Origin of the sequence: Natronosalvus halobius (genome assembly GCF_024138145.1) — an archaeon.
In the GTDB taxonomy this organism is placed as follows: domain Archaea; phylum Halobacteriota; class Halobacteria; order Halobacteriales; family Natrialbaceae; genus Natronosalvus; species Natronosalvus halobius.
The window spans coordinates 2,059,849-2,085,242 of sequence record NZ_CP099997.1 but is presented as its reverse complement, the minus strand read 5'-3'; the positions used below and the strand labels follow the sequence as shown (position 1 = coordinate 2,085,242).

Annotated in this window: 26 protein-coding genes and 1 pseudogene; 14 read left to right on the top strand and 13 right to left on the bottom strand. The window is 65.9% G+C overall.

From position 1 onward, the window contains the following. The first annotated feature begins 61 nt into the window (after positions 1 to 61). From NGM15_RS10275 to NGM15_RS10260, 4 genes are all read left to right on the top strand, one after another. Positions 62 to 1,537 carry an eIF2B alpha/beta/delta subunit family protein gene (locus NGM15_RS10275; protein ID WP_253430418.1) on the top strand — a complete coding sequence of 492 codons (1,476 nt, stop codon included), beginning with the start codon at positions 62 to 64 and terminating at the stop codon, positions 1,535 to 1,537. A 151-nt stretch (positions 1,538 to 1,688) separates the two neighbouring features. After that, the gene (gene ddh / locus NGM15_RS10270; protein ID WP_253430415.1) at positions 1,689 to 2,633 is read left to right on the top strand and encodes a D-2-hydroxyacid dehydrogenase; all 945 of its coding nucleotides are present in this window, start codon (positions 1,689 to 1,691) and stop codon (positions 2,631 to 2,633) included. A 141-nt stretch (positions 2,634 to 2,774) separates the two neighbouring features. Further along, on the top strand, positions 2,775 to 3,263 hold the full coding sequence (locus tag NGM15_RS10265) for a GNAT family N-acetyltransferase (protein ID WP_253430413.1): 489 nt from the start codon (positions 2,775 to 2,777) through the stop codon (positions 3,261 to 3,263). Between the two features lie 63 nt (positions 3,264 to 3,326). Then, entirely contained in the window at positions 3,327 to 3,869 is a 543-nt protein-coding gene (locus NGM15_RS10260) for a hypothetical protein (protein ID WP_253430410.1), read from the top strand. Here NGM15_RS10260 and engB read toward each other — a convergent pair. From engB to NGM15_RS10240, 4 genes are all read right to left on the bottom strand, one after another. Then, a complete protein-coding gene (gene engB / locus NGM15_RS10255) occupies positions 3,852 to 4,475 on the bottom strand; it encodes a GTP-binding protein EngB (protein ID WP_253430407.1) in 624 nt (207 codons plus the stop codon). The two genes, NGM15_RS10260 and engB, sit on opposite strands and share 18 nt — an antisense overlap. Before the next feature lie 71 nt (positions 4,476 to 4,546). After that, on the bottom strand, positions 4,547 to 4,717 hold the full coding sequence (locus NGM15_RS10250) for a DUF7576 family protein (protein ID WP_253430404.1): 171 nt from the start codon (positions 4,715 to 4,717) through the stop codon (positions 4,547 to 4,549). A gap of 132 nt (positions 4,718 to 4,849) precedes the next feature. Continuing rightward, the gene (locus tag NGM15_RS10245; protein ID WP_253430402.1) at positions 4,850 to 5,971 is read right to left on the bottom strand and encodes a PGF-CTERM sorting domain-containing protein; all 1,122 of its coding nucleotides are present in this window, start codon (positions 5,969 to 5,971) and stop codon (positions 4,850 to 4,852) included. A 277-nt stretch (positions 5,972 to 6,248) separates the two neighbouring features. Beyond that, a complete protein-coding gene (locus NGM15_RS10240; RefSeq protein ID WP_006087767.1) occupies positions 6,249 to 6,443 on the bottom strand; it encodes a cold-shock protein in 195 nt (64 codons plus the stop codon). A 269-nt stretch (positions 6,444 to 6,712) separates the two neighbouring features. On the opposite strand from NGM15_RS10240, the gene NGM15_RS10235 reads away from it, so the two are divergent. The 7 genes and pseudogenes from NGM15_RS10235 (at position 6,713) to NGM15_RS10210 (ending at position 13,039) form a co-directional block, all read left to right on the top strand. After that, positions 6,713 to 7,432 carry a queuosine precursor transporter gene (locus NGM15_RS10235; protein ID WP_253430399.1) on the top strand — a complete coding sequence of 240 codons (720 nt, stop codon included), beginning with the start codon at positions 6,713 to 6,715 and terminating at the stop codon, positions 7,430 to 7,432. A 152-nt stretch (positions 7,433 to 7,584) separates the two neighbouring features. Continuing rightward, positions 7,585 to 8,676 carry an aminopeptidase gene (locus NGM15_RS10230; RefSeq protein WP_253430396.1) on the top strand — a complete coding sequence of 364 codons (1,092 nt, stop codon included), beginning with the start codon at positions 7,585 to 7,587 and terminating at the stop codon, positions 8,674 to 8,676. Between the two features lie 413 nt (positions 8,677 to 9,089). Beyond that, positions 9,090 to 9,710 carry a DUF309 domain-containing protein gene (locus NGM15_RS10225; RefSeq protein ID WP_253430393.1) on the top strand — a complete coding sequence of 207 codons (621 nt, stop codon included), beginning with the start codon at positions 9,090 to 9,092 and terminating at the stop codon, positions 9,708 to 9,710. Between the two features lie 122 nt (positions 9,711 to 9,832). Beyond that, complete coding sequence (locus tag NGM15_RS10220; RefSeq protein WP_253430390.1) at positions 9,833 to 10,696, top strand: DUF8054 domain-containing protein; 864 nt, start codon at positions 9,833 to 9,835, stop codon at positions 10,694 to 10,696. Positions 10,697 to 10,796: 100 nt separating this feature from the next. Beyond that, positions 10,797 to 12,053, top strand: a complete 1,257-nt coding sequence (locus NGM15_RS10215) for an aminotransferase class V-fold PLP-dependent enzyme (protein ID WP_253430388.1) — start codon at positions 10,797 to 10,799, stop codon at positions 12,051 to 12,053. Between the two features lie 177 nt (positions 12,054 to 12,230). After that, positions 12,231 to 12,458 (top strand): annotated as a pseudogene (locus tag NGM15_RS19000) (DUF8015 family protein); the annotation flags it as partial. A 161-nt stretch (positions 12,459 to 12,619) separates the two neighbouring features. Further along, a complete protein-coding gene (locus NGM15_RS10210; protein ID WP_253430385.1) occupies positions 12,620 to 13,039 on the top strand; it encodes an iron-sulfur cluster assembly scaffold protein in 420 nt (139 codons plus the stop codon). 330 nt (positions 13,040 to 13,369) lie between these two features. Here NGM15_RS10210 and radA read toward each other — a convergent pair whose 3' ends face one another. Together radA and NGM15_RS10200 are read right to left on the bottom strand one after the other, a co-directional pair. Continuing rightward, positions 13,370 to 14,401: a DNA repair and recombination protein RadA gene (radA, locus tag NGM15_RS10205; protein WP_253430382.1), complete on the bottom strand. Its 1,032-nt coding sequence runs from the start codon at positions 14,399 to 14,401 to the stop codon at positions 13,370 to 13,372. A 160-nt stretch (positions 14,402 to 14,561) separates the two neighbouring features. After that, positions 14,562 to 15,683 (bottom strand): outer membrane protein assembly factor BamB family protein, encoded by a 1,122-nt coding sequence (locus tag NGM15_RS10200; RefSeq protein ID WP_253430379.1) that lies wholly within the window; start codon positions 15,681 to 15,683, stop codon positions 14,562 to 14,564. 98 nt (positions 15,684 to 15,781) lie between these two features. On the opposite strand from NGM15_RS10200, the gene NGM15_RS10195 reads away from it, so the two are divergent. After that, positions 15,782 to 16,714: a metallophosphoesterase family protein gene (locus tag NGM15_RS10195; protein WP_253430376.1), complete on the top strand. Its 933-nt coding sequence runs from the start codon at positions 15,782 to 15,784 to the stop codon at positions 16,712 to 16,714. An 18-nt stretch (positions 16,715 to 16,732) separates the two neighbouring features. Here the strand turns inward: NGM15_RS10195 and NGM15_RS10190 are convergent, their stop codons facing one another. The 6 genes from NGM15_RS10190 to NGM15_RS10165 all read right to left on the bottom strand — a co-directional run bounded on the left by NGM15_RS10190 (position 16,733) and on the right by NGM15_RS10165 (position 21,671). After that, complete coding sequence (locus tag NGM15_RS10190; protein WP_253430373.1) at positions 16,733 to 17,209, bottom strand: HPP family protein; 477 nt, start codon at positions 17,207 to 17,209, stop codon at positions 16,733 to 16,735. A 157-nt stretch (positions 17,210 to 17,366) separates the two neighbouring features. Further along, positions 17,367 to 17,771: a universal stress protein gene (locus NGM15_RS10185; RefSeq protein WP_253430370.1), complete on the bottom strand. Its 405-nt coding sequence runs from the start codon at positions 17,769 to 17,771 to the stop codon at positions 17,367 to 17,369. A 158-nt stretch (positions 17,772 to 17,929) separates the two neighbouring features. Further along, complete coding sequence (locus NGM15_RS10180) at positions 17,930 to 19,099, bottom strand: DUF7118 family protein (protein ID WP_253430368.1); 1,170 nt, start codon at positions 19,097 to 19,099, stop codon at positions 17,930 to 17,932. A 6-nt stretch (positions 19,100 to 19,105) separates the two neighbouring features. Further along, positions 19,106 to 19,624, bottom strand: coding sequence for a phosphoribosyl-AMP cyclohydrolase (gene hisI, locus NGM15_RS10175; RefSeq protein ID WP_425494441.1), 519 nt, complete (start codon positions 19,622 to 19,624; stop codon positions 19,106 to 19,108). A 78-nt stretch (positions 19,625 to 19,702) separates the two neighbouring features. After that, positions 19,703 to 20,233 (bottom strand): type IV pilin domain-containing protein, encoded by a 531-nt coding sequence (locus tag NGM15_RS10170; RefSeq protein ID WP_253430365.1) that lies wholly within the window; start codon positions 20,231 to 20,233, stop codon positions 19,703 to 19,705. A 217-nt stretch (positions 20,234 to 20,450) separates the two neighbouring features. Continuing rightward, complete coding sequence (locus NGM15_RS10165; protein WP_253430362.1) at positions 20,451 to 21,671, bottom strand: DUF7096 domain-containing protein; 1,221 nt, start codon at positions 21,669 to 21,671, stop codon at positions 20,451 to 20,453. A 182-nt stretch (positions 21,672 to 21,853) separates the two neighbouring features. Between NGM15_RS10165 and NGM15_RS10160 the strand changes: the two genes are divergently transcribed. After that, entirely contained in the window at positions 21,854 to 23,194 is a 1,341-nt protein-coding gene (locus NGM15_RS10160) for a helix-turn-helix transcriptional regulator (RefSeq protein WP_253430358.1), read from the top strand. Between the two features lie 208 nt (positions 23,195 to 23,402). Next, the gene (minD, locus tag NGM15_RS10155; protein WP_253430355.1) at positions 23,403 to 24,323 is read left to right on the top strand and encodes a cell division ATPase MinD; all 921 of its coding nucleotides are present in this window, start codon (positions 23,403 to 23,405) and stop codon (positions 24,321 to 24,323) included. Positions 24,324 to 24,371: 48 nt separating this feature from the next. Here the strand turns inward: minD and NGM15_RS10150 are convergent, their stop codons facing one another. Next, a complete protein-coding gene (locus NGM15_RS10150; protein ID WP_253438023.1) occupies positions 24,372 to 25,304 on the bottom strand; it encodes an MBL fold metallo-hydrolase in 933 nt (310 codons plus the stop codon). Positions 25,305 to 25,394 lie beyond the last annotated feature (90 nt).

The following is a 25,394-nucleotide window of genomic DNA, read 5'->3' as shown; positions in this document are numbered from 1 at the left end:
GTGACGGGCGCAGATATCGGCCTCCGAAAACGCTACCCCGCGAGCGCGCCTCGTTTTTCGCATGACCGATTCGCCGAACGACGACGGACCGACTCACGTCGTCACCGCCTTCCTCCGCAACGCCGGCGAGATCCTGCTGGCGCGTCGGAGCGACGCCGTCGGCACCTCCACCGGAACCTGGGGGGCCGTCTCCGGTTTCGCGGAGGGAGACCCCGACGCGCAGGTTCGTCGCGAAATCGCCGAGGAAACTGGTATCGAGGACGTCTGCACGCTCGTTCGATCGGGTCGGCCGCTCGAGGTGACCGACGCCGACACCGGTCGGGGGTGGGTCGTCCACCCCTACCTGTTCGACTGCGACGACCGCGATGTCGACCTGAGCGAGGAACACGACGCGCTCGAGTGGGTCCACCCGACGGCGATCCCCACGGGTGAGTACGACACCGTTCCCGGCCTCTGGGCGGCCTACGAGCGAGTGGCGCCGACTGTGCGCTCGATCACCGCGGACGCGGACCACGGTGCCGCGTGGCTCTCGATCCGGGGCCTCGAGGTCCTGCGGGATCGAGCAGGACTGCTCGTCGCCGAGCGCGAGGGCGAGGGCGAGGGACAGCCGTTCGAGGGGACCGAACCCGGGGGCGGCGCCAACGGAAAAACGGGGGACGCCGAAGTCGAGTGGGACGAACTCGCCACCCTCGCCGACCGACTGCTCGAGGCCCGGCCGTCGATGGCCGTCCTCCGGAATCGGATCGATCGGGCGATGGGGACGGCGCTCGAGGCAGCTGGCGGGATGGACGGAAGCGAAGTCGAACGTGAAAGCGTGTACGAAGGCGACGACGGCGATGCGGCGAACGACGACGGTATCGAGGGTGACGCGGCGAGCGAGGACGAAACTCCCGTCCCGGACGCCGCCGCAGTGCTCGAGGCGACGACGACCGTCCTCGAACGTGCCGTGACCGTCGACGACGAGGCCGCACGGCGGGCGAGCGGGCGCCTCGAGGGAACCGTGATGACGCTCTCGCGATCGGGTACCGTGCTCGAAGCGATTCGAGCGAGCGACGCGCGTCGCATCTACGTCGCCGAATCCCGTCCTGGACGAGAGGGCGTCGGAGTCGCCGAGTCACTGGCCGACGAGCGCCCTGTGACGCTCCACACCGACGCGTCGGCGGCGTCGCTCCTCTCGCGGGAATCGATCGACCGGGTGGTCGTCGGCGCCGATACGATCCGTCCCGATGGGGCCGTCGTCAACAAGGCCGGCACCAGGGGGATGACGCTCGCGGCCGTCCACGAGAGGATTCCCGTGACGGTCGTCGCCGCGAGCGACAAGATTTCGACCCGCGAGGACATCCCTCTCGAGTCCGGCTCCAGGAATGCGGTCTACGGCGGCGACGCTGCCATCGACGTCGCGAATCCGACCTTCGACGTCACGCCCGCCGAGTGCGTGACCGATGTCGTCACCGAACGTGGCGTCCTGGAGTCCGACGACGTCTCAGCCCTCGTCGAGGAGGCGCGCGAACTCGCGGCCTGGCGGGAGAAACGATAGACCGAAACCCGCCCGGTTCGTACCGACGAACGGGCGGCGGTGACGAGGAGTTACCCCCACCGAGCCCCGTGTGACGAGGGATGCTATCCTGAGCCGCCCACACCTCTATGTCGCAGGAACGTTGAACTACCAGTCGTCCGTACCGACGGCTATGGCTGCTTCCAATCCCTCGTTCGATCTCGAACACCTCGGCATTCACGCGTCCATTTCGGCGTTGTTCCCGCCAGAGGAACTGATCGAAACGCTCGACGACCTCCCCGTGACGGTATCGCTCGTCGAGGACCGCGACGATGTCGACTGCGAAGCCGTCGTCACCTTCGAGCACCGGGCGTGGTTCGCCGATCTCGAGTGGGTCCACTCGGTCCAGGCGGGCGTCGACCGCTTTCCGATGGACACCTTCGAACGCGAGGGCGTGATCCTCACCAACAGCACCGGCATCCACGACCGAACGGTCGGCGAGACGGTGGCCGGCTACCTGCTGGCGTTCTCCCGGCGGTTCCACCGCCACGTGGCCAATCAGCAGCGCCGGGAGTGGATCCAACCCGACTGGGACGAGGCGTTCACCCTTCCTGGAACGACGGCCTGCGTCGTCGGCACCGGCACCCTCGGCCGAGGCGTCGCCGAGGTCGCCGGCTCCCTGGGTGTCTCGATGCGCGGCGTCCGTCGCACCCCCGAAGACGTCCCCGGATTCGACGACATCTATACGAGCGACGACCTGCTCGAGGCCGTTTCCGGCGTCGACTTCGTCGTCTCGACGCTCCCACTGACCGACGAGACGCGCGGCCTGTTCGACGTCGCCGTCTTCGAGGCGATGGACGAGGGTGCCTACGTTATCAACGTCGGCCGTGGACCAGTCGTCGACGAGGCGGCCCTGATCGAGGCGCTCGAGGCAGGCGAGGTCGCGGGTGCGGCCCTCGACGTGTTCGAGACCGAACCCCTCCCGTCCGACTCGCCCCTCTGGGCGATGAACGACGTGATCGTCACGCCCCACAGCGCGGCGTTCACTGTCGATTACTATCGGGACATCGCCGGCCTCGTCCAGGAGAACGTCCGTCGACTCGAGGTGGGTGAGGCGTTCACGAACCGGGTCGTGTGACGGGGCGTTGACGGTGACAGGATGCCGACGGTGGCGAGATGCCGACGGCGGCGAGATGCCGACGGCGACGGTATCGACGACGATGACAGCCGAATCTGCCTGACCGACAGGCACAGTGGCCCCCGACTCGTACCGATCGGTATGGTCGAAATTCGCCCCGCTCGAGTGACCGACGGCGAGGCCCTCGTGTCGGTCCACATCGCCGCCGTCCGCGAACTCGGGGCTGCCGCCTACGAATCGGCGCAGGTCGACGCCTGGGCGGCCAACAAATCACCCGACGGCTACCCCGTCGACGTGGATACCGCACACTTCGTCGTCGCCACCCGAAACGGCGCGGTCGTCGGCTTCGGCCACTTCGAGTTCGGCGTGGACGAGGTCCAGGCCGTCTACGTCCACCCCGACCACGCGCGGACGGGGGTGGGGCGAGCGCTCCTCGACCACCTCGAAGAAACGGCTCGCGCGGTCGGACTCGACCGTCTGACGCTGTTGGCGTCGAAAAACGCGGTCGGCTTCTACGAACGCCACGGCTGGCAGGGACTCGAGTGGGTCGACCACGAGTCGACCGGCGCGGTCGTCCTGGAGTGCTTGCGGATGGAAAAGTTGGTTGACCAATCGCCCGGTATCGAGTGAGGGGAGGCCATCCCTCCTAGATGAATATAAAGACTTATTTACACTCTGATATTTCGATTCGATATGGTACGAAAGGTATCCCGCCGAACAGTTGGTATCGGTCTCGCGACCGCGGTCGCCCTCCCACTCGCCGGCTGCACGAGCGATGACGACGACCAGGACGGAAACGATGACGGTAACAATAACAGCGACAACGGTGACGACGATAACACCGACACCGACACCGACAACGACAACGACTCCGACGGGAGTGGAAACGAATCAGACGATAATTCGGCCGACGAGACTGACGACACCGAAGAGTACACGTTGTCCATTACGATCGAAAACGAGGACGGCCAGACGGTCTCCGAGGGCATCATCGTGACCATCGAACCGGCAGACGGTTCGTTCGGCAAACAACAGATCTACGATACCGACATCTCCGAAGGGGTAGCCGAAGCGACCCTCGAGGGGGGCGAGTACGTCGTCACCGTGGAAGCAGACGAGTACAGCGAAAACGACTTCGAGCCCCAGGAACAGGAACTGACGCTCGAGGAGGACGCCGAACTCGAGTTTACCGTCGATGCAATCGGCGACGACTCGTCGTCAGAAGAATCGGAATAGATCGTCCCGTTTTTGCTCGTGCAGGTGCGTGCGAACCGCCTCCTCGAGCGCGTCGATCTGCCCGCGTTTGGCCGTGATGGGAGCGATCGTGTCCTGCCACTGCTTCCACGGCGGGAGCAGACCCAGTCGGTCACACAGTTCATCGAGTCGCTCGTCCTGGTCGTCGACCTTGTCCATCTTGTTGACGGCGACCACCGTCGGCACGTCGAGTTCCCGGAGGAAGTGAAACATCTCGACGTCGTAGGGAATCTCGTCGTCGCCGGAGTGGCGGTCGATGATGTCGACGACGCTCTTGCCGTCGACGACGAGGATGCCGACGAGGATCGAATCGGCGTGGGCCTCGAGATACCGAACGATGTCCGTCTTGATCTGGTCCTGGCGATCCGCTTCGACGCCGCTCATGAAGCCGAATCCGGGAAGGTCCGTGATGACGAAGTCCTCGGCCGTCCAGTCGTAGTGGTTGGGCGTCCGGGTGACGCCGGGCTTGCCGCCGGTGTCGAATTTGTGACCCGTAAGCTCCCGCATCAGCGTCGACTTGCCGACATTCGACCGGCCGACCAGGACGACCTCGGCGTCACGATCGGGTCGCGTCTCGAAGGGATTCATGTACTCGCCATCGGGCGGGGCGGGTATAAACGCGACGAGAGCGGGCCAGCGAGACTGGTTCGACGTCGGTGCTACGCGGACCAGCGCTCGAGGCACTCGTCGCTACAGAAGTACCGGTGGACCACCGTTCCGTCTTCGACGGCGGTGAGTACCCGCTGATCCGGTGTGTCGGCGAGGGACTCCCCACACATCCGACAGTCGTGCCCGTCGGTCGTTCCGCCGTCAGTTCGACACGTGCGCATGGCTATCTCGTCCCAGGGGCGTGTCACACTTGAACGAACCTGTTGCGGCGGTATCGGCCACCGTCGGCGCCGAGCGCGCGCCTGGATGCGCGCGATTCGGGATTCACGATTTACGACGAGGCACTTGACGATTTACGACGAGGCACGACGCCGCCCGATAACTGCGACCACCAGCGATATAATCGCGAACCCGGCTACACCTGCACCGAAGCCCGGCTGAGCGTCGTCGCTCGCGCCGGCGGTCTCGTCGTCCTCGGGGTCGTCTTCCAGGACGGAGCCGTCGCCGGAGCGGTCGTCTGCCCCGGTACCGTCGCCGTCCGTTTCGGTATCGTCGGCGTCGCCGTTATTGTCGCCGTCTCTCTTCGTCTCCTCGCCGTCGCCGTCGGATCCATCCCCGTCGTCTCCGTCCGAATCCGAACTCGAGTCGTCCGTTCCGTTTTCGGACCCTTCGTCGTACCCGCCGTCTCCATCGCCTTCGTCATCATCAGCCGTGTCGTCGACGAGTTGCAAGACGACCGTCACCTGCCCGTGCGAGGAATCGGGCGTGAACGTCCAGCCGCCGCCGGCTTCCTCGTAAGAGACCGCGTCCGCGACGGGGTCGACGCTCGAGTCCCAGCCGGTGCCGGCGGGTTCCTGCTGGATGTAGCCGACGACCTCGATGCGGTCGGCGTGCTCGCCCTCGACGACGGCCTCGCCGTACTCGACGCTGTCACCTTCCTCGGAGAGGCCGTGGATCTCGATGCAGTGGCTGTCCAGGTAGCCGTCACCCTGTGGCAGGTCGGAGACACCGAACTGGTCGGCGTCCAGCGGGCGTTCGTAGTGGTCGGTGAGCGGATACTGAGTGACGAACGGGTCGGCGTGGGAGTGCCACGCGACGGAGTCGCCCATCGGGACTGTGACGGTCGTGTTCGCAACCGTTTTGCCCATGATAGGGTCGCCCGCCTCGTTGACCAGCGTGGTACAGACTTTCGAGGAACCGTCTCCGAGATACGGAGTCCGGTACTCGTCGCGCGGGTTGACGTAACTGATCCAGCTCCCGTCAGCGGCGGCCGCCTCGAACCAGGGGTCCCCACGTTCGGGCACCGGTTCCTCGGCGGCCGGCTCGCTGACGTTCTCCGGACCTGGATCGACGGGACCAGTAGCGGGTGCGAGCAATCCCGCGCCAACGAGGGCGCCGACGGTGAGGCCGGCGAGCAAGAGGGTGAGGCCGGCGAGCGATACGACTTTCCAGCGATCGGGTAGCGTGTGCGACATGAGCGTGATTCTGACTCGTCGCCGCTCGAGACTCCCGCGAGCGCGAGCAAGCGGGCCTCGAGGCGACGAACGTGGATCAGCCCACGACAGTCACCGGTTTGGGTATATCACGCGTACCTGACCGTACGGACTCGATACGTGACCGTACGTGGTGGCTACCGGTCGCTCGAGTCCTTTCAGCAACTGCGTAACTGCGTCCCTTCGAACCTACGGACGCGTCGCTCGCCGGTCAAAAATGGTAAAATGTGAAATCCGGGCGTCGGAACGAAAAGCCGTGTTACAGGCGGGTGACGTTCGTCGCGCGGGGGCCTTTGGGGGCCTGTTCGATGTCGAATTCGATGTCTGTGCCTTCTTCGAGGTCCGGGCCGCCGACGTCTTCCATGTGGAAGAATACGTCATCGTCTGCGTCGTCCGTCGAAATGAAACCGTAGCCGCCTGTGTCGTTGAAGAAATCAACGTTTCCTTTCGCCATTGCTTCTAAACACAACGCCGATAGACGGATAAGACTTGCGTGGGTCCCGTTCACTCGGGACTCGACGCAAAAAACCCGATACCATCGGAATCTCTATCCGTTGTGACCGATTCGGAACGTAGCGCGTTCAGGAACTCAAATACAAACGTTCTGCCGACGTACGCGGAAATAATCGCTCTGGTAGGCAAAATCTGCTCTCGATATTCCCTGAATCACACTCGGGGATGCTTTTCGCTACGACTTTATCCGTGTACTCGTGAGAAGTGGGTATGACGCAGTCACAGCCTCGATCCGGGCCAACGACCGTCCAGGTCTCGCTCATTGCCGTGTTCGTCACGGCGCTGGTGACGGCCCAGGTGACGGCGGCGAAGGTGCTCGCGTTCGAACTACCCGTGGCGCTCCCGATAGCGGGCAATGAACTCTTCCTGCCGGGGGCCGCCCTCGCGTACGCGCTCACCTTCCTGGCGAGCGATTGCTACTCAGAACTGTACGGACGGAAGGCCGCCCAGGTCGTGGTCAACGTCGCGTTCGCGATGAACTTCCTCCTGCTGGCGCTCGTCTGGTCGACCATCGCGGCCCCCGCCGCGCCGACGAGCATCGATCCGGGGACCTTCGAATCGGTCCTCGGCGCATCGACGAACATCGTCGCCGGAAGCCTTCTCGCGTACCTCATCAGCCAGAACTGGGACGTCTGGGTGTTCCACGAGATCCGCGAGTACACCGACGGGGACGCCCTCTGGCTGCGCAACATCGCCTCGACGGCGAGCAGCCAGGCTATCGATACCGTAATCTTCGTCTCGATCGCATTCGCGCTCGCGCCGACGGTGCTCGGCGTCGGTCCCGTCCTTCCGGCTGGAGACCTCGCCGCCCTGATCGTCGGTCAGTACCTCCTCAAACTGCTGATCGCCCTCCTCGACACGCCCGTCGTCTACGCCGTCGTCGGGTTCGTTCGCTCGCGGGACTCGCATTCGCAGTCGACGCCCGTCTGAACGGTACGCTCGAGGCTGATTTCGAGCCCGCGACGGATTCGACGAAGCTATACTTTCTATAGTAATTCCGGACGGCGGGTAGTGTCGATACGAACGCTGACGTTCGAGGCGAACCGCCGGAGGTTTAGTGTCCGACCCGAGTCAGGTGAGGTATGGACGAACGCGTTCGCGAACACGCATCGGTGCTGGTCGACTGGAGCGCCCGGATTGAGGCGGGCGACGACGTGGTACTCTCCGTCGGCCCCGAGGCCCACGAACTGGCGGTTGCCGTCGCCGTCGAACTCGGTGAGCGAGGGGCGAACCTGCTCACGACCTACGGCTCCGGGGAGGTGAGTCGAGCGTACCTCCAGGCGCACGACGGCGACTTCGACGAGGATCCCGAGTACGAACGCCGTCTCTACGAGGCAGCTGACGTCGTGCTCTCCATCGGCGGCGGGCGAAACACCGCGGCGATGGCCGACGTGCCGAGCGAGACCCGACAGGCCTACCGCACGGCGCGTTCGGGGGTCCGCGAGGCGCGCTACGACACCCGCTGGGTCTCGACGGTCCACCCGACGCGCTCGCTCGCTCAGCAAGCCGGGATGGCTTACGAGGAGTACCAGGACTTCGCCTACGACGCCATCCTCCGGGACTGGGAGTCCCTGGCCGAGGAGATGGCGAAGATGAAGGACGTCCTGGACGCCGGATCGGAGGTTCGACTGGTCAAGGAGGGAACCGACCTCACCATGTCGATCGAGGGCCGGACGGCGGTCAACAGCGCCGCGTCCGTGGCTTACGACTCGCACAATCTCCCCAGCGGCGAGGTCTTTACGGCACCCTACGACACGGAGGGGACCGTCACGTTCGACGTCCCGATGACTATCGACGGCGAGGCCGTTCGGGACGTCCGCCTCGAATTCGAAGCTGGCGAGGTGGTCGCCCACGAGGCTGTCCAGGGCGAGGACGTCCTGACGGAGATTCTCGAGACCGACGAGGGTGCCCGGCGCCTGGGGGAACTCGGAATCGGCATGAATCGCGGCATCGACCGCTTTACCGACAGCATTCTCTTCGACGAGAAGATGGGCGACGCCGTCCACCTGGCGGTCGGTCGAGCCTACGACGCGTGCCTGCCGGAGGGCCAGACGGGCAACGAGTCGGCCGTCCACACTGACATGATTACGGACATGAGCGAGGAATCTCGCCTCGAAGTGGACGGAGAAGTTGTACAGCGAAACGGGACGTTCAGGTGGGAACGCGAGACGTGAGGGAACGAAGGTCTCGGAAATCCGAACGGGGAGGAACGACCCGTGAGGAGCGCGAGTTCGAGGCCTGAGCAGGTACTTTTGATCCAGCTTTTGCGAACGAGTCGCGAAGCGAGAGTGAGACGGTGGGTACGAGCGAGACGCTCGAGGCCGACCGGCAGACGCACGGTTGGGCGGCCCCTACCATCCGCAAACGACTGCATACTCTTGTGGTGCGTCCTCGTCGATTTCCTCACCGCTCGATCGGCGGCGGTGGCCGTCGGCGCGCTCGAGCCGCCTCGAGGCGGCCGACGGCCAGAACAGTCGATCAGTCGATACGGACGGTGGGTTGCTCGTCCCCACATCGCTGACCTGCCCGCCCCGCCGGAGGCGGCACGTATCCGGCTTTTTATACGCTCGACACGATATGCACGGCTATGCGCAACGCGCTCCGGGCCGGCATCGCCATCTACAACGACGGGTACTACCACGCCGCCCACGACGCCTGGGAGGCCCACTGGCTCGACCTCGAGGCGGGCACCGACGACGAGCGCCTGCTCCACGGGCTGATCCAGTTCACCGCGGCGATCTACCACGCACGGAACCGCAACTGGGCGGGGGCGACGGGGCTGGCCGCGAGCGCCCACGAGTACCTCGAGGGCCTTCCGGCGAACTACCGCGGGGTCGACGTGGCCGCCGTCCGCCGCTCCCTTCGGACCCTCGCGAGCGATCCGGAGGTAATCGAGCGTCGTCGTCCCCCGTCCCTCGAGCACGCCGGTGCGGCGCTCGAACTGGCGGATCTCGACCTCGAGGCGACGTTCCTGGCAGCGGGCGTCCTGGCCGAGGAGTTCGGCTACGACGAGCCGATCATCCAGGACGCGATCGCGTTCGCCCGGGCGGACCTCGAGGCCGAACGGGCGACCAGTCGCTTCCTGGCGCTGGTCCAGGACTTCGTCCGCGAGCCGGCCAACCGTGCGCTAGTGTACGATCGGCTCTCGGCTCATGTCGGGCACCGCCGAGCGAAGCGGCGGGACGTCGAGGGATTGTTCGATTCGTGATCGGCGATCCGTAACTGTGACTCGTGGCCGCCCAGACGGGCGCGGAGCGCGATCTGATCTGCACTACTGTACCCTATTGTACCACCGACGTACTTTTTATCCCACCAATCGACGTGACGAACATGTCTGCAGGCCTCTCTCGAACGATCGACCGGCTGCGCCAGCCCGAGTACACGGGCGAGAATCGGTGCACGCCGTGTACCGCCGTCAACGTCGTCATCGCCGGCGTCCTCGCGGTCGCCGTCGGCGTGGTCGTCCCGCTCGCGGGCATCGCGGTGTTCGTTGCGTCCGCGTTCACGATCTACGTCCGCGGCTACCTCGTGCCCGGTACGCCCGCGCTGACGAAACGGTACTTCCCCGACTGGCTCCTGGCGAAGTTCGACAAGGCGCCGGCGGGGTACGGGCTCGAGACTGACTCCGACCCCGACGCCGACACGACGGCAGGCCACGGCCCCGATCCGATCCACGAACGCGAAACGCGTCTCACTCCGGAGGAGACGCTGCTCGAGGCGAACGTTGTCGAACCCTGCGTCGACGAGGACGACCTGTGTCTCCGCGAGGACGTCCGACGCGAGTGGCACGAGCGCATGGACGCGGTTCGGGACGACGACCGAACCCAACAGCTTGGCCCCCTGCTCGAGGCCGACCCCGAGGAGATCGAAGTCAGCGGCGAGCGCCCGGACGATCCGGTCGTCGTCCGCGTCGACGGCTACGTCGCCGCCCGCTGGGAGTCTGACGCCGCCCTCGTCGCCGACCTCGCCGGGATCGAGGTCCTCGCCGAGCGCGTGCCGGGGTGGGAGTCCCTGCCGGCCGACCAGCGGAGCCAGCTCGCGAGCGGGCTGCGCGCGTTTATCGACACCTGTCCGGCGTGTGGCGGGGCCATCTCGATCGACGCCGAGACCGTCGAGTCGTGCTGTCGCTCCTACGAGGTCTACGCCATCACCTGCGACGACTGCGAGGCGCGGTTGCTCGAGGTCGACGCCTGATCTCGGACCGGCTCGAAGCCGTACCGGTCCCCGTCCCAGATCGCGGCGAACCTGCAACCGACCGAAGGAGTGTTTTGTCTCCGGCGCCTGTATTCGCGTAATGAGCCACCAGCACCAGCGCGAAGGCGTCGACTCCCTCGACGTCGCCTCTCTCCGCGAGGACTACCCCATCCTCGAACGGGAGTTCGACGGAAGTCGTCTCGTCTACCTCGACAACGCGGCGACGACCCAGACCCCGGATCAGGTCGTCGACGCCATGAGTGACTACTACCGCGAATCGAACGCGAACGTCCACCGGGGCATTCACCACCTCAGCCAGGAGGCCTCCATTCTCTACGAGGAGGCCCACGACCGGGTCGCCGAGTTCATCGGGGCGGAGGGCCGAGAGGAGATCGTCTTCACGAAGAACACGACCGAGAGCGAGAACCTGCTCGCGTACGCCTGGGGGCTGACCGAACTCGGCCCCGGCGACGAGGTCGTCCTCACGGAGATGGAACACCACGCCTCGCTGGTCACCTGGCAGCAGATCGCCAGGCGCACCGGTGCCGACGTGAAGTACATTCAGATTTCGGACGACGGCCGCCTGGACATGGACCACGCTCGCGACCTCGTCACCGACGATACCGCAATCGTTTCGGCCGTCCACGTCTCGAACACTCTTGGGACCGTCAATCCCGTCTCTGAACTGGCGAATCTCGCCCACGACCACGGCGCCTACGCGTTCATCGACGGCGCCCAGGCCGTCCCCACCCGACCGGTGGACGTGCAGGCCATCGACGCCGACTTCTACGCCTTCTCGGGCCACAAGATGGCCGGCCCCACCGGGATCGGCGTCCTCTACGGGAAGCGGGAGTTGCTCGAGGACCTCGAGCCCTACCTCTACGGCGGCGGCATGATCGAGAAGGTCACCTTCGAGGACTCGACCTGGGCCGACCTCCCCTGGAAGTTCGAACCCGGCACCCCGCCCATCGCCGAAGCCGTCGGCCTCGAGGCGGCGATCGACTACCTCGAGGGGATCGGTATGGACCGCGTCCGCGCTCACGAGGAGGAACTGGCGGGGTACGCCTACGACCGGCTGACCGAGTTCGACGACATCGAGGTGTACGGTCCCGAACCCGGCCCCGACCGTGGCGGCCTCGTGAGTTTCAACCTCGAGTCCGTCCACGCCCACGACCTGGCCTCGATCATGAACGACCACGCGGTCGCCATCCGCGCGGGCGACCACTGCACCCAGCCGCTGCACGACAAACTCGGCGTCGCCGCCTCCGCTCGCGCGTCCTTCTACGTCTACAATACGCGCGAGGAGGTCGACGCGCTGGTCGAGGCGATCGACGGGGCGCGCGAGTTGTTCGCCTGATCCGCGTTTTCGTCTCGAACGCTCTCTTTCTCACTTCCGTAAGCGGTGCCGTTCGTCACTCCCGATCGGGTGGGTAGAGATGTCACGCCGCCTGAGAACGAGTGACGTGCCGAGAAACAATGCAACGATTCGGCTTTTCCCTCGAGCGACGGTAGGTCGGGTGCCGAAGTGAGTACGATGATAGAGACGACTCGCGAGCGACCGGTCGGCAGTCGCATCGTTGCAACCCTCGAGACCGCCGCTAATGGCGGTTCACTCCTCTCGAGGCACGACCTCACGCTCGGGATCATCCCGTTGGCCTACGTGTCCGCGCTCGCCGCGACGATTCCGACCGCGTTGTCAGTTCTCCAGTCGCTAGCGGCGGCCTCGACTGTCGGCCTCCTCGCCATCGCCGACTCGTGTTACGTACGTCCGCCCGAGACGAACGCGCGAGTTGGCGACCGCGACCACGACCACGATTACGACCGCTCGTCTGAAACCCCACCGGCCCGCGAACCATCTCCGGGCCGTTCGCTCCCGAGCGCCCCCGGAACCCTTTTCCACGCCACCGACCTACGTCTCGGCAAATGGGACTCGGCTCCGATATGTACCGGCAGCAGATCCTCGATCACTACAAGAGCCCCCGCAACTACGGGGAACTCGAGGACCCCACGTTCACCCACGTCGGGGAGAACCCGATGTGCGGCGACGAGATTCGTATGGACGTCGTCCTCGCCGACGACAGCGAGACGATCGAGCGGGTCGCCTTCTCCGGCGACGGCTGTGCGATCAGCCAGGCGTCGGCGAGTATGCTCTCGACGGAACTGCCGGGCACCACGATCGACGAACTGCTCGAGATGAACCGCGACGATATCGTCGACATGCTCGGCGTCGAAATCTCGCCGATGCGGATCAAGTGCGCGGTGTTAGCCGAGAAGGTCGCCCAGGACGGCGCCGAGATCTATCGTGGCGAACTCGATAAGGACAGGACGACGACCGAAGACTGAGCACGCACGTTTTTACTCGAGTTCGACCTGCAGGCGCCCGCTGCCCGTTTGAGACGTTACGAATCAATCGAACGGCGACGATAGGCTTCTGACAACAGATACAACCCTGCCAGAATCGCTAGCACGGCACCGAAGAGAGACAGCGGCCAGAACGTTCCGCTCTCGAAGCCAGCTTTGGACGCGAGAGGGCCAGCGAGGAGCATCAGGCTGCCCGCCACAACGAGGATCAGTCCTGCACCTCTGGTGTTTTCCATCGGGAATTTCGATTAGGTATAATTCCGCCAACTGGAAAAATGCTGGGCGCTGGTTCGAAGAGAGCTGTAGCCGTGATTACTCGGGCATCAGTCCGCCGTCCTGGACGCGCATCACGGCCTCACCGTCGGCGAGGTTCGGCGCGTCGACCAGCTTGACGATCCGCTTGTCGCCCTTGGACTTGCGGAGGTACATACGGAAGGTGGACTTGTGGCCGAGGATGTTGCCACCGATGGGTTTGGTCGGGTCACCGAAGAACGCGTCAGGGTTGGAGGTGACCTGGTTCGTGACGATGACGGCGGCGTTGTAGAGGTTGCCGACCTTGTCGATGTCGTGGAGGTGTTTGTTGAGCTTCTGCTGGCGGTTCGCGAGGTTGCCACGGCCGACGTACTCCGCGCGGAAGTGGGCGGTCAGTGAGTCGACACAGAGCAGGCGAACGGGGAACTCCGAGTCCTCGTGCTCACCGGCGATCTCTTTGGCCTTCTCGGCCAGCAGCATCTGGTGGTTGGAGTTGAATGCCTTCGCGACGTGGATCTTCTCGAGCATGTCCGCGACGAGTTCGTCGACTGCTTCTTCGTCGCCCGCCGATCCCTCGATCTCGCGATCCTCGAGGGCGGCGTCGATGGCTTCATCGGGGAGCCCGCGGACCATGTCGTCGATTCGCTCGGGCCGGAAGGTGTCCTCGGAGTCGATGAAGATGACGCTCCCGTGGAGGCCGCCGACCTCCTTGGGGAGCTGGACGTTGACGGCCATCTGGTGGGTGACCTGGGACTTGCCGGCACCGAACTCGCCGTACACCTCGGTGATCGACTGGGTTTCGATGCCACCGCCGAGGAGGTCGTCGACCTCGTCGATGTTCCAGGTGAGTTTGCCGATCTGGTTTCGGCGCTCGAGGACGGTCGACCCAGTTTCGAAGCCACCGATGTCCGCAGCGTCGCGGGCCGCGCGGACGATGTCACCCGCGGTGGACTCGCCGACGTCGGCGGTGTTCGACAGTTCGGAGGGTGAGGCGACGGCCAGACTCTGGTAGGAGTCGTAGCCGGCTTCGGTGAGTTTGTCTGCGGTTGCCGGTCCAACGCCGGGAAGGGATTCGAGGTCTACGTCTGCCATACCCGGTCGTTGTGCCGGATGGGGTATAAACCCTCGTTAACAGTAGAGTGGAAGTGAAAGTGGCGGGCGAGAGTGGGCCACGGTCGAAGCGAAGGTGAGGGTTTCTATACGAAGACGCGCGCCGACGGACGTGAGCGAACGCCGAGATTCTGATGAGCGCTCACCGATTGTCGTCCCACGCGAGACAACGAAGCCGACCCGACTCGTTCCCGACGAACAGGCGGACGCTCGACGGTTCGTCGTCGAACGAGTCCACCTCGAACGCGGGCGCGGGCGTGCTCGCGATTTTCGCCTCGAGCGGGAGGTGCCAGCGAAAGTCCGGATCGTCGGCGTCCACGCCGTAGAGGCCGCCCGATCGGTCGCCGACCAGGACTGTGTCGCCGACCACGATCGGATCGGTGGCGGGCGCATCGTCGAGTGGGAGGCCGGGCTTCGAGAACAGGAGTCCGCGGAGTTTGCGATTGCCGAACGTCGTGTCGGTCACGTGGAGGGTGTCGTCGTCGGCGGCGACGAAGAGCGTGTCCGCGCCCTCGAGGACGGTCGGCGACGAGGTGAACGCTCCGTCGATTTTGTAGGTGAACCAGGTCTGGCCCGTCTCTGCATCGAGCGCGAGGACCGTCCCGCCCTCGTCGGCGACGTAGGCACGGTCGTCCGCAAGCGTGGGGCCGCCGACGACGACTCCGTCGGCCGGAGCGCGCCAGACCTCCTCGCCCGAGTCGCGGTCCATCGCGGCGACCGACTCGTCCTGGACCGCGACGTATACTCGTTCGTCGTCGACGGCGATGGCGCCGACCGGCGGGGCCTCGAGGTTGCTCGCCCAGATCGCTTCGCTCGTCTCTGTGCGGATTGCGGTGATACCTTCGGCGTCTCCCACCAGCAGCAGACCGTCCGTGAGCGTCGGCGGCGTCGTGTAGAGCCCCGTCGCCTCGCGTGTCCAGGCGGGGTCGCCCGTCTTCGTCTCGATCGCGATCAGCGCGTCCTCGAGACAGCAGTAGACGAACTCCGCGCTCACGCCGGGAGTGAGCGTGGTCGAGGTGTCGGTTTCGTACACCCAGCGCCGTCGGCCCTGGAAGTCGAGCGCGTAGAGGTCTCCACCGGTTGTTCCGACGTAGACGCCGTCCCGGCCGACGACGGGCGGACAGCCGACCGGATCCCGGAGGTCGGCCGTCCAGTGCTCGGCAGGTCTTCGACGAGGTCTCCCGAGATTCGCGCCCACCTCGAGTCGAGCCGTCTTGCGCTCGTCGCCGCGGTACTGGTTCCACTCGGTCACTGCTCGATGCATGTGAGGCGGGGACGATAAGACCGACGGAACGCTCGAGGCTACTTGAATGGGCGCCCCTGCGCGAAGCGTTATCCCGCTCCTCGTGGTTCGCCAGCACGATGGCTCGCCTCCACACCGGCCAACTGTTGGCTCGCCTCGAGCGCCCGCGAACCCCGGAGCCGACCACGCTCGCGGTGGGTTCGGACGTACACCTGGCGACCGACGCGACGGGCACGTGGAAGGTCTTTCACCGGACGGAGCGCCACCTTCGGGCCGCCGTCCGGTGCGTCAACGAGCGTGACGTCGACGGCGTCCTCCTCGCGGGCGACCTGACGCGAAACGGGACGCGCGCGGAGTTCGACCGCTTCGACGGACTCGCGACGTTCGACCCGCCGACGGTCGCGATTCCGGGAAACCACGACGAGCCGACGACTTTCGACGAGCGCGAGTCGCTACCGATCGACGCCTTCGAGGGCCGATACACGCCCGGCGGCCTCCCGTTTCGGGTTCGCGTGGGCGGTCTCGAGGTGATCGGTCTCGACAGCCACGCCGCCGAACCCGACTCGCCCGCCGAGACCTGGGACGGACGCGTCGACGCCGAGACGCTGATGTGGCTCGACGAGACGCTCGAGACGACGCCCGTCGACGCCACGATTGTCGCCATCCACCACAACCTCCCCGCGACCGGCCGACTTTACGAGCGCTGGCGCGACGAGTTGCCCGTCGACGGACGCGTTCCCGGCTTCTCGAATCCCGAACCCCTGCTCGAGGTGCTCGCCGACCACGATGTCGGACTGGTCGTCACCGGTCACCTCCACTTTCCGGCGATCGAATCGAGCGGTGGCGTTCGGGAACTTACCGTTCCGGCCGTCTCCTCGTTTCCCCACGCCCTGCTCGTCCTCGAGGTCGACGAACGGGGCACGACCGTCCGCCAGGTGCCCCTGACCGACAGCGACGGGATGGTCGAGTCGATCGCCCACGGCTACGAGAAGGATCGGGTCCTGCTCTCGGCGGCCCAGCACGCGGCGTACCCGCTGCTCGAGGAGTGGTGACGTTCCCCTTCGATCGAGTCAGTTCGTGACCGCCAACAGTAGCCGATGGACTCCGACCAGCACCGCTACTGCGAGCACGATAAACGCCCCCTCCAGGACCGTCGAAAGCAGCCCCAGTGAGACGATCAGCGTGGTCGCGCACGCAGGCGGGTGGCGGGTGTCCGTCGCGAGCATCCCGCCCGCGGTGGCCGTCGTCGCGAGCACGCCGCTGGTCGCCAGGCGCAGTGCCTCGAGCGAGCCAGGCTCGTAGGCGACGGTCATGGCGGAGTCGCCGGCAACGACGTGGTAGGCAAGCAGTCCAGCGACGACGCCGATGAGGTGGCCGCCGACGACGCGCCGCGGGCGGGTTGCCTCGCTACGTTCGAAGAGCGCGAGGACGAATGCCGAGGGGCCCAGGCTCGGAAAGAGGAGGGGGAGGCCGGAGAGCCACGCGAGCGCGCCGGTCACGGCGAGTAACAGGCCGGTGTGAAGCGTCGTCCCCACGCGGTCGTCCATCACCCGCTATTTCGGACCCGGATAAAAAGGAACGCCGGTTTCACCCTCCGCTCGAGACCGATATCACTATACTTTCTATATTTTTATACCCGCGCTCGAAAACCGACTGTATCGGAACGACTCGAGGGTAGACGACGAGTCCGATCCCGGCCTCGAGTCAGATGATCGTCACCGGAACCTCGACACGCCGGGCGACCCCCTCGGCGACGCTCCCCAGCAGCATCCGTGAGACGCCGGAACGGCCTTCACTTCCGACGACGACGCCGTCGACGTCGCTCGAACGCACGTACTCGAGAATGGCGTCGACGGGGGTCCCCTCGAGCACCTCGAGCGCGATGTCGCCCGCGTGGCCCTCGGCGAGCCGGCGGACGTCAGCGAAGAACGCGGGTTCGTCCTGGTCGCGGGCCGCCTCGGCGGTCGGCCCGCCGCCGTAGCCCGCCTCCAGGTCGTCGACGACGTGGACCACCGTGACTTTCGACTCGGGAAACGTCGAGAGCGCGTACTCGAGGGCCGTTCTGGCCGGCTCGGAGTCGTCCATGGCGACGAGGAGGTGTCGACTCACGTCTGAACCGTCGAGTGCCGCGGCCAAAAATCCTTGCAGGCTCCTGGTATCGTCGCGACGGTCGCCGTCCTGGAGGGCTCCCGGTCTACGAACGCTACCCGTCTGCCAGCAGTACCCATCCGCAACCGCCACTCTCGAGCACTGCCCATCTGTGAACGCTACCCGTCCGCGAGCGCAGCCTCGAGTTCCTCGCGCGCGTCTCGAATCCCCTGGAGTTCCGCGTCGATGTCCCGACGCTGGAGGCGCTCGCGTTCGGCCGCCGAGAGCTGGTCGAGCGCACTCGCGGCGGTCTGCAGTCGCTCGTAGTCGTCGTCGAACGTCCGCTCTCGAACCGCAAGCAGGGTTTCGACGAGTTCCTGCCCGCCGACACGTTCGACCAGCGGCCGTCGATCGCGAATCGCGTACCGCAGGGTCGTCGCGTCCGCGGGCGGCCACGACAGCGTCAGCGGCGTCGCGTCGATTCGCTCCAGGAACGTCTTCCGGGTGGCGATCCGTCGCTTGAGTTCGTCGGGGTCGTCGACGTAGTGATCCAGTTTCGACCGGGAGTACTCGGCGTACTCGAGGAGTTCCGGAATCGAGTAGGTGCCCGCGTCGTTGTCCTCGACGTACTCGCGCAGCTCCGGCGGCGGCGACTCGAAGTCGACGAACGGCCGGAGCTGGCTCCGCTCGAGCAGGTCGAACACCGCCCGCGCAGACCGCTCGTACAGGAACGACTCGAAGGCCTCCCGAACCGACTCGTTGTAGGCTTCGATGGGGTCTCGAAGACGGTCCACCGGCGCCTCGAGGTCGGCGTCGGCGAGCGAGCGCAGTCGCTGCAGATTCGAGAGTTCGTCCTGGAGCGCGTCGACCTGGTCGGTCGCCGCCTTTCGCGCGAGCGTCAGTTCCTCCTCGGCGGCCGCCTCCTCCTGGAGGAGGTCGACGAAGCGTTCGGCCGGTTCGAGCGCCGCTTCCGCACTCTCGAAGTCCGACTCGTGCAGTCGACGCTTGTCGACGGCTTCGAACGACGCCTCGAACGCCTCGCGGTGGGGGAGGTCTGCGGGTAAGTCCTCGACGAGCGTCGAGTACTCGCCCTCGAGGTTGATGTAGTGTTTGAACGTCTCCCGTCCCGTGCCGGTCGCCAGGTCGACGTACCGGTCGAGGAGGCTCGCGGCGGATCGGTAGGCGTCGGCTCCCGTCTCGACGGTCTCACGGCCGCCGGCCTCGTCGATCGCCGTCTTCGCGTCCTCGAGGCGCTCGCTGGCGCGTTCGAGGCGCTCCATCGCCGCGTCGGCGTCGGCTCCTGGGTCCGATCCGTCGTCCGTCGTCGGATCGTGAGCGGTATCTGGCATCGTTCGTCAGTCGTCCTCGCTGTCGTCCCCGTTGCCGTCTTCGGTGACGTTCTCGTTGCCGTCCTCGCTGTCGTAGACCGCATCCGGCTCGAACACCCGCTCGCCGACGTGCTCGCCTTCGATTGTCCGGTAAAAACACGACCGGTGGCCGGTGTGACAGGCACCACCGGTCTGGTCGACGAGGTACAGCAGGGCGTCGGCGTCGCAGTCGACGCGCACCGCCTCGACGGACTGGGTGTGGCCGCTCGTCGCCCCTTTCTCCCACAGCTCCTCGCGGCTCCGCGAGTAGTAGTGAGCCGTGCCCGTTTCGAGGGTCGCCTCGAGCGCCGCAGGCGAGACGTACGCGAGCATTAGCACCGCCCCGGAGTCGGCGTCCTGGGCGACGGCGGGCACGAGGCCATCGTCGCCGAAGTCCACGTCGATCCGCTCCTCGAGGCCGGTCCCGTCGGCTCCGTCGGTCCCGTCGGCCCCGTCGGTCCCGTCGATCCCGTCACTCCTGCCTCCGGCCGGAGTCGGTTCAGTCATACTTGCTTCGATGACCGTTGGGGCTATGGGTCTTTTGCTGACTCTCCGGGCTGTGAGTCCTTTGCTGGCTCGCGGCGGTCATCGGCAGACCTCGGCCACGACCCGCGCGACCGTCCCGTCTGCATCGCTGAGTCGAACCCGCACGACGTCCCCCTCGGCGAGCGCTGGCGAGTTCGTCGCGGCGAGGCGAATCCTCGCGCGCTCCCCGACGGTCCAGGACGGATCGCTGGCGGCGTTGAATGGTCCCGAGGGAGAGCCGCGAAATCCCGTCGCCCCGACGAACGGCACCGATGGCTGGTGAGCGAGCGGTTCGCCGTCGACGGTCACCTCGAGCGTCAGGTCGCGGACGTCGAGCGCGTCGCCGCCTGCGTGTACGAAGACGAGTTCGTTCCGGTCGGCGTCGACCTCGAACTCGATGGCTGCGGTGGCGCTCGATCCCGACTCGACCGAGAGCGACCCCATTGTCGATGCGACGGTTGCCGCCAGCAGGACCGTGATCGCAACGAGCAAGATCGTTTCGACGAGCGGGCTGACGGCTCGCTCGCCGCCGCTTTCCGGCTGGGCCGGGGGAGCCGATCGAGCGTCCGGTACGGATCGGGGCGTGGACACGGGCCATCCTGGCCGCGCTATTGGATATAAATGGACGGACGACTGTTCCAGGAGAGATCGGTACGGCGAAGCGGCGAGTTGTGGGGTGTCGCTCGCGCCGACTCCCGGTGGTACTAGCCTGCTGTGAGATGGATTTTCTCGGAGTCCTGGACGAACGACGGGCTGTCGGACGGTTTTTCGAGGTATTGGATCGACGAAAGGCTGTCGCGACGGGGTGTCAGGTGGACGGCGCAATCGTCACCGTCTCGTCTGCCGTCTCCACTTCGATCTCGTAGTCGCCCGCTGGCGTCGCGAGCCAGAGGTGTCCGTCGTCGCCCGTTTCCCCGACGGCGACGCCGTCGAGGCGGATGATCGCTTCGACCGGTTCGCCGGTCTCGAGGTCGGTCACGCGGACCTCCGCGGGACCGTCTCCGGGGGTTCGGTTCAGGGTGATCGCGACGGTGTCTCGTTCCCAGGTGTTCTGGTGTTCGATCGGGAGTCGAGAGACGACGAGCGACTGGTGCTCGCGGGTGACGGCTTCGGTCGCCCCGTCGATGTAGCTGTACAGTTCGCCGTGGGGGTGGGAGATTTCGGTCAGGTAGAGGTGAGGGCTGGCCGTCGCGGAGAACTGGTAGGAGTTCGCGTTGTCCAGCGCCCACGGGTAGCGTTCGGCCGCATGGCTCTCTGCCTCGGAGAACGAGCCGAACTGGGACTCGCCGTTTCGGTCACGAAGATCGAGTCGGGTCACCTCCTGGTAAAACTGGCCTCCCGAAACCAGCGAGAGCCGATACCCTTCGGCGCTCGTCTCGACGGTCACCATCGGCGATCGGTCCGCCGTCGAGGCGGCGGCGATTACGGCGCGCGCCTGGCTCTGGTGGGTTGCGATGGCTCCCGCCGTAGGGTTGATTCGACTGCGTCTGTATCCAGGAACCCGGTCGACGTACTCGTAGAGGTCGCGGTACTGCCGTTCCAGTTCGTTCGCCTCGTTGTAGTTGCGCAACACCATTTGCGTGAACTCCTGTTCGGTGATGGTGCCGTTCGCGTACGCCTGGACGGCCTGTCGTTCGCGTTCCTCGAGGGCCTGCACGCGCGTTTCCATCCTGTCGCGCGAGGCGTCGATCAGGTCGGCGCGTTCGTTCGAATCGGTCGTCTCATCGAACGCTTGCTCGAACGCGAAGTGGTCGGCGTCGGCGCGAACCTCGTCGTCGGCCGACGCGACAGCCGTTCCGAAATCGCGCGTTGGCGAGGTATACGTGCGCTTACTCTCCTCGGGCACGGTGAGTCGATTCGCCGTGTTCTCGAGTTCGAGGAAGGGGCCGGTCGAGTCGTGCGGCGTCGTCAGGACCGTCGATTGCGGCTCGGCTCCGGTCGACGACCCGGGGGCGGCAGCGACCAGCGTCACCGCCGGAAGCGCACAGACCAGTAACAACGCCAGGAGGGCGGGGGACGCCTTGGTCATTAGCCACTGCTATAGAACCCCTGGTACAAAAACCCGCCCGTCTCCGAATCGGTCTGCCATAGCGACAGGTAAAACCACGTTACGAAACGCCTCGAGAGCGTCGGAGACGGTTTAGAAGCGGGAATAACGTTTTATTGGGGATGGAAAGGGTTTTTTGCCCTGGGAGATACCCGTTGAGACGTATGCGGTTTCCCCGCGCGAGTGTCGTTGCCCTCACGGTCCTCCTCGTAGCCGCCGTCAGTGTCGGCGTCGTGGCCGCGACCGCGCCCTCCCCCTCCGACCACTCGGCTCCCGAGCAACCGACGCTCGAGCAGTCGCCACTCGTCCTCCAGGACGACGACAGCGACGGCGACGGCGATGGCGGTCAGCTCCAGCCAGCGGACCCGAAACAGGTAATTCAGATCAACGTCACGGACAGCGGCGACGCCCGGTGGACGATCGAGAGTCGATTCCTCCTCGAGGACGCCGAGGACGAGGAGGCGTTCCAGTCGTACGCAGCCTCGGTCGCCAACGGCGAGCGCGACGCCGGCTACGACGTATCGACGTACGAGCAGTACGTGGACGCGGCCTCGGAGGCGACCGGCCGCGAGATGGCACTCGTGGATGCCGGGTACGACGAGCCGCGAATCGAGGAGGTGAACCGAACCGGTCCGATGGGAGAGCAGTCGACCGATCGCGTCGGGGTCGTCGCCTACTCGTTCACGTGGGAGTCGTTCGCGACGACCGAGGAGAGTGAGGTCCACGTCGGTGACGCGTTCGAGACGCCGGACGGGGACGGCTCCTGGTTCCCGGCGCTGAACGCCGACCAGCAACTCGTCGTGGAGATCCCGTCTAACTACGGGTTCCATTCGTTTCCCGATGATTTCTCGAGACGGGACGATGGCGCACTCGTCTGGGACGGTCCGGTCGAGTTCGTCGAGGACGGCGACGACAAACGTGAATTCGTGTTGTTGCGAGGAGAATCATCTGGTGGCAGCAGCGACGGGCCCGGCGGGACCGGCGGCGAGACGCCGCCACCCGAGGACCCGGAATCGTGGGCCTCGACGAGCGTCCTCCTCGGCGGTGCTGCTCTCGCGTTGCTCACTGTCGCTGTCGTCGGGGGTTACCTCGTGACTCAGCGCTCGAGTTCGGGTTCGGGTTCGGGTTCGGGTTCGGGTTCGGGTGCGACTCTCGCCTGGCTCCCGGCCCCCGTTCGCGACCGGTTCGAGGACGACGAACCGGACGTGCGAGACTCGAATGCCCCGCCCGTCACTGTCCCACCGGACGACCCCGTCGAGGAACCCGACGACGGGGGCGGGATCGATCCCGACCTGCTCAGCGACGAAGAGCGGGTGCTCCGACTCCTGCGGGGCAACGGCGGTCGGATGAAACAGGCGTCGATCGTCAAGGAAACCGGCTGGTCGAACGCCAAGGTCTCTCAGTTGCTCTCGAAGATGGACGACGACGACGAGATCGAGAAACTCCGCATCGGTCGAGAGAACCTCATTACGCTACCCGAAATCGATCCGACCGAACTCGATTGACGCTCGCATCCCTTCGACGCTCGCATCCCTTCGACGCTCGCTCCCTGCGAATCGTCTCGCGTTCTCGACTACTGCTTCCTGCTTCCCGCTTCCCGCTTCCTGCGTCGAGCGCAACAGGGAACTCGTACTCAGTTGCACTGACACGACTCGAGGCGGTGTGCTCACGATTTAAGGTTCTCCCGCTACACTGTCCAGCTAGTAATCGAGTATGTCCCAGGAGACGGTATACGCCATCGCGAGTGGCAAAGGCGGTGTCGGGAAGACGACGACGACGGTGAATCTCGGGACGGCCCTCGCCCAGGCGGGCAAACGCGTCGCCATCGTCGACGTCGACCTCGGCATGGCGAACCTGGCCGGGTTCGTGAGCCTGACCCCCGAATCGACGACGCTCCACGACGTGCTGGCGTCCGACGCGTCGATCGAAGACGCTACGTACAACCTCGCCGAGAACATCGTCGCGATCCCGAGCGGGACGGGGCTCGACGACTACGCCGAAACGAGCCCAAAAGGTCTTCGCGAGGTCGTCGAGACGCTTCGCGACCAATTCGAGTACGTCCTGCTCGACGTCGGTGCCGGCGTAAGCCACGAGACCGTCCTCCCGCTCGGCCTCGCCGACGCTGTCTTTCTCGTCTCCACTCCGGAGCCGGCCTCGGTTCACGACGTCAAAAAGACCATCGAGTTGACCGAACGAGCGGGCGGCTCGACGGCCGGGCTGATCGTCACCCGGACGCGCCCGGCTGGCGACGTCTCCTACGAAGAGATCGCCGACCGACTCGACGTGGCGCTCCTCGGGACGATTCCGGACGATCCGCTCGTTCGCGAGAGCGTGTACGCGGGAACGCCCCTCGTCGTACACGACCCGGAGAGCCCGGCTGCGGTCGCTTATTGCCGGCTCGCCGCGGATCTCGCCGGCATCGAACCGCCCAGCGTCCCGGAGGACGCGTCGGACGAAGACGCCAAATCCGACGAATCGACGACGCCAGATCCGCCCTCACAGCCCGCCTCGTCCTCGTCGTCCTCGTCGTCCTCGTCGTCCAGGTCGTCGGACAAGGACGCCGAATCGAGCCGGGCAGCCTCCCACGACGACGTTTCGAGTGCGATCACCGAGGCGGAGTCGGATTCGAGCTAGCGAGAGTCGCCTGAGTCGTTGTCGCCGGAACCGTTCTCCGAGGCGACCTCACGTGTCCGTCCAGTCGAGATAGCCCAGCACGCCCCGGGCGTTCATCGCGGTCTCGGCATGCGTCTTTCGCTCGCCCCAGACGTCGACGAATCGCTCGTCGGCCTCCGTAGCGAGTGCGTCGACCACGGCCTCGTCGTCTTCGAGTTCCGCTCGCGTTCGTTCCACACGACCGACCCACGACTCCAGGACGTCGCCGTACGTTTCCAGGGCGGCCCCCAGGTTGTCGACCTCGCGCGGGCCGAAGTGGGTGTAGAGGAGGACCGACGGATCGATCTCGCGGATCGTCTCGAGGTCGTCCAGGCAGCCCTCGAGATCGAACTGTGCGGGCGGGGATGTCTCGCGGATCGTCTCGAGCGAGGGGACCCAGATGCCGGCGGCGTCGCCGGTGAAGACGGCGTCCATCTCGGGGACCTCGAAGATGGCCTGATGGGGCGCGTGGCCTGGCGCGTCGTGGGCGATCAGCGAGTAGTTCCCGAGGTCGATGACGTCGCCGTCTTCGAATTCAACCACCTGTTCTTCGGGGACGGGCTCGGGGTCGACGTAGAACTCCCACTGGTCGCCGACGGCAGCTTTCGTCCCGGCGACGAGGCGCTCGGGATCGATCAGGTGGGGGGCGCCGACGTGGTGGGCGTAGACGTCGGCGTTCGGGCAGGCCTCGGCGAGGAAGCCGGCGCCGCCGGCGTGGTCCAAGTGGATGTGGGTGACGACGACGGCTTCGAGGTCCGATCGATCGATTCCGATGGTGTCGAGTGCCTCCAGGATGCGTTCGTGTTTGGTCCCGATGCCCGTCTCGACGACGGCGGGACGTTCGGCGTCGAGGATGTACGCCGCGCCGTACTCGCTCGTGTCGTACATACCGGTATCGACGAAGTAGAGGTCGGCGCAGTCGCCGGCGTCGACCTCGCGGACGGCTCCGATGTCGGTGTCCATACCCATACGGAGACGGCGAGGTCGCGGGCGATAAAACCTGCCCTCGAGGCGCCTCCAGGAACGACCGTCACGCGGACTACTATAGTGACT